The following is a 3,615-nucleotide window of genomic DNA, read 5'->3' on the forward strand; positions in this document are numbered from 1 at the left end:
AATGGCACTGTTTGCCTTAGAGCAACTACCAGCTGGCGACCAACGCCAAGCGATAGCTGAAACCATGCGTCATCTACAGGTAGATCGCAGTGGTAACCCCCACCGCAGTGAAATCAGCTTCGATAAGTTTTGGAATCCTGGCTCCCTGGCCGGCTGCCAAGGGTTGGTGGAATTTCGCGCTATTGAAACCCTGCCAAAAGCTGAATGGATGGCGGCGGTAGCCCTGCTCTGGAGTTGTTTAGGGGCACTGCTGCTGGAACCCCAGCAACGGCCCATTGGTGTAATTAACCATGGCGGTTGCTTACATGATCGCCACCTACTGCCAAGCCTGCTTTGGAGTGATTTTGAACAGATATTGCAGCAATTAAATCGCCAGGGTTTAGAGCTTGATACCGCTTATTACCGCCAGCTATGGCAGTGGCGATTCCCAGTGTTGTTGCATTGGAGCGCAGGGGAGGCGGAATTAGTGCTGCGCCGTGCCCTTGAGCCATGGCCGCTGTTATCAGATATGCCTGAACTGGGGGCAATTACGAGCCGTTTTGTAGATACCTCTTTGCAAAGAATCGAAATTTGCACAAACGAAGCATTTCGCCAAAACTATCAACTTCGGCTGCAGGGAAGAAAATTAGCCCTTAAAGATGCTGTGCTGGGGGCCAGGTTGCGCCAAGGGCGTTTATTTCCCTGCCTGCACCCAAGCCTGCCAAGCCATTGGCCCCTCTGCCTTGATATTGAAAACGATGCCCAGATAGTTAGTTTTCAGTGGCAGGAATTAGATCAACCATTTCAAACAGTGCAAACGGCCCATCAGATAAATCAGCAACCGTTAGTAAGTTGGCAACCAGATGAGCTATGTGTAGATCTACGGCTCCCCACATAACTACCAGCTAACTCCATGGAGCTTTGGTAGAGGTGCACTTTTAAAGGTAGTAGCAAACAAACGAGGAATCTTGCGGCTATTATAAACGCGAAATTCCCTTGCCACAACAGCTCCTTGCTCGCGAACAGCCTGATTGAGTACCACTGATCCATCTGCATCTGAAACTGAGCGATGAAAAGTACCCGGTGGGATGCGCAATATATCGCCGCCGGTATCTAAACGAACAATGTGATATGGATAATTCCAACCAAGGTTTACTAGATAAAAAGTACGCCCGCCGTGCACTGCTAGTAAATTATCTTCCTGATGCGGATGCAAATAAAATTGCCAAGCACCGGTTTTCTCTTCATCCGGTGGGCTCACAGCAGGGCCGCTATGGATTACTAAATCGCGGGCATTGGAAGCATTAACAGTGATATCAAAAAAACGTACTGCTGGAGTATCGCGAAAGCGTTCATAGGGCACTAGCTCAAACATTGGTGCAGTAGCCATGGCAACTAATCAAGTTGATGCCAGTAAGCCAAATAAATCCAAAACCTGTTGGGTGCATTGTTACGGATTTAGTGCTTTTAAGCACCACAGCCATGGCTTGCTAAGCGCAAACTATGCATCCAGCCTGAGAAGGCTGGGGCATGGGAAAAGCAGGCGGCTCTATCTGGGGTCGCCTTTTTTATGGTGTTAGCTGTGGTGGCGTTGATTACCTTGCCAGATTCATCAGCTCCTAATTTGCGGCATTGGCCTGGTTGGGCTCCCAGGGCTACTGCCAACTACTGGCTCGAGCAACTAATTACAGAAGTGCCCTGGAAACAGGAACAGATCGAATTATTTGGACGCCGCCATCTCTTGCCAAGGCTCACCTGCTGGATGGCGGATCCAGGCTGCAGCTATCGCTATTCAAATTTAGAAAACATAATTGAATCCTGGTCGCCAATAATTACAGCGATCCGCCAGCAGATCATTACTGCTACTGGCAGCCCCTTTAATTCTCTGCTGCTTAACTACTACCGCAATGGCACTGATGCCATGGGTTGGCATGCAGACGATGAAGCGGAACTAGATCCACTTGCAGCAATCGCCTCCCTCAGCCTTGGGGCCAGCCGTACATTTCGATTTAAACCAAAAGCCCGTTGTTGCGAGCCCGGCAGCCAAAAAACGATCAACATAGAACTAAATCACGGCGATTTGTTAATAATGGATTACCCCACCCAACAACATTGGTTGCATGCAATACCTCGCCGCTTACGTGTAAAAGAAGCACGCCTAAATCTCACTTTTCGCGTAGTAAAAAAATAAGAAAAATTAAACCAATTGTTGCGGCATCGTTACCGGCGCAGGCATTGGCGCGCAGGCCGGCACCCGCTGGGATACCACTTCACCAATAACCACAATTGAAGGTGCACCAAAATTTTGTTCTGCCGCCGCGCTAGCAAGATCTTCCAAACTGGCGATTAGTTGTTTTTGGCCATTCACACTGCCTTGCTGAATGATTGCTGCTGGGGTGGTGGGAGCTAAACCACCGGCCTGTAATTCATCGCAGATATGTTGCAAATTATGCAAACCCATATAAATAACAAGGCCATCACTACTGCGAGCTAATCCGCGCCAATCAACACCGGGGCGAGCTTTATCAATTTCCTCATGACCGGTCACAAAAGTAACGGAGGAACCTGCTTTGCGATGGGTAACTGGTATCCCCACATAGGCAGGAGCCGCAATACCGGCTGTGATCCCGGGTACCACCTCAACCGGCACCCCTTTGCTCACAAGATATGCCGCTTCTTCTGCTCCACGACCAAACAAAAAGGGATCACCGCCTTTAAGCCGCACCACACAGCGGTGCGTAGCGGCAAGTTGCACCATTAAGGCGTTAGTGCTCGGTTGCGGTACGGAATGGAATCCGCGCCGCTTGCCAACGCAATGCAAAGCACATGTTGCAGGCACCAGTTCTAGTAATTCCAGCGGCACAAGGGAGTCGTGCACTAAGGCATCACAACGTTGCAGTAGCCGATGGGCCCGTAGCGTTAATAATTCAGGATCACCTGGGCCTGCACCCACCAAATAAACAATGCCAACGGGTGGTGCAGTAGTCATGGCAGGGAAACCAACTGCTTCAGCAGTGAGGAATAAAAATGCTGTTGTTGCAAAAGGGGCGGCCAAAGCTGCACAGCAGCTGGCCAGTCTGTTGCATGCAAAGCAGCGCTGATTTGATTTGCTGCAATGGCCAGGGGCACAAGCAGCTGGGGTTCAGTGGGATCAATGTAGAGCTGGGCAGGCTCACACCAAGGCTGGCAGGGTGCCTCAAATCGCTGCTCTAGCAGTTGCACATACCGAAAAGCCAGGCTGCCGCTAAGGGGGTGATGCAGCAATAGGGGCCTTAAGCCCTCAGTTCGTGCCGCCTGCAATGCCGAACCAATCGCCTGCTGCCAAAGGGGCCATGCCCCAAGAAAAGGCAGGCGCCGCAGCGGCCAGCCATGGCTGCGCCAATGGGCTGCAATGGCGGGCACATCAAATTGAACATGCTGACCAGGCAATTGAAATAAGGGCACCAAAGTGATTGGGGCTGGCGGAAAATTGAGGGCCTGCATTGGGGCCTGCTCATCGGTTAACGCCTGCAAAAACACCCGTCCTCCCCTTGCTGTCTGTAATTCAGCAGCTAGTTGATCAATTTCAGCCGGAATCGAACCACCAGCCCGGCCATGGAGCACAAGCAACAAATCTGTTGGGGTTGCCGCCGCGCG

General features: G+C 51.2%; 4 protein-coding genes and 1 pseudogene. 2 read left to right on the forward strand and 3 right to left on the reverse strand.

Annotation, left to right across the window (positions count from 1 at the left end):
* Positions 1 to 877: transglutaminase family protein (locus KB557_RS09765; RefSeq protein ID WP_255133725.1), on the forward strand; the 877-nt coding region annotated here is incomplete at its 5' end.
* Here KB557_RS09765 and KB557_RS09770 read toward each other — a convergent pair.
* Entirely contained in the window at positions 878 to 1,354 is a 477-nt protein-coding gene (locus KB557_RS09770) for a redox protein (protein ID WP_255133729.1), read from the reverse strand.
* A gap of 195 nt (positions 1,355 to 1,549) precedes the next feature.
* On the opposite strand from KB557_RS09770, the gene KB557_RS09775 reads away from it, so the two are divergent.
* Complete coding sequence (locus tag KB557_RS09775) at positions 1,550 to 2,170, forward strand: alpha-ketoglutarate-dependent dioxygenase AlkB (RefSeq protein WP_255133727.1); 621 nt, start codon at positions 1,550 to 1,552, stop codon at positions 2,168 to 2,170.
* 6 nt (positions 2,171 to 2,176) lie between these two features.
* Here KB557_RS09775 and cobA read toward each other — a convergent pair whose 3' ends face one another.
* Positions 2,177 to 2,968: a uroporphyrinogen-III C-methyltransferase gene (gene cobA / locus KB557_RS09780; RefSeq protein WP_255133731.1), complete on the reverse strand. Its 792-nt coding sequence runs from the start codon at positions 2,966 to 2,968 to the stop codon at positions 2,177 to 2,179.
* Positions 2,965 to 3,615, reverse strand: a pseudogene (locus KB557_RS09785) (hypothetical protein); the annotation flags it as partial. The gene cobA and the pseudogene KB557_RS09785, both read right to left, overlap by 4 nt.

This window comes from Synechococcus sp. Cruz CV12-2-Slac-r (assembly GCF_024346075.1).
In the GTDB taxonomy this organism is placed as follows: Bacteria; Cyanobacteriota; Cyanobacteriia; order PCC-6307; family Cyanobiaceae; genus Synechococcus_D.

Excerpts from the sequence above, each read along its gene's own strand:
- KB557_RS09770 (WP_255133729.1), bottom strand. The coding sequence starts at position 1,354 with ATGTTTGAGCTAGTGCCCTATGAACGCTTTCGCGATACTCCAGCAGTA.
- KB557_RS09775 (WP_255133727.1), top strand. The coding sequence starts at position 1,550 with ATGGTGTTAGCTGTGGTGGCGTTGATTACCTTGCCAGATTCATCAGCT.
- cobA (WP_255133731.1), bottom strand. The coding sequence starts at position 2,968 with ATGACTACTGCACCACCCGTTGGCATTGTTTATTTGGTGGGTGCAGGC.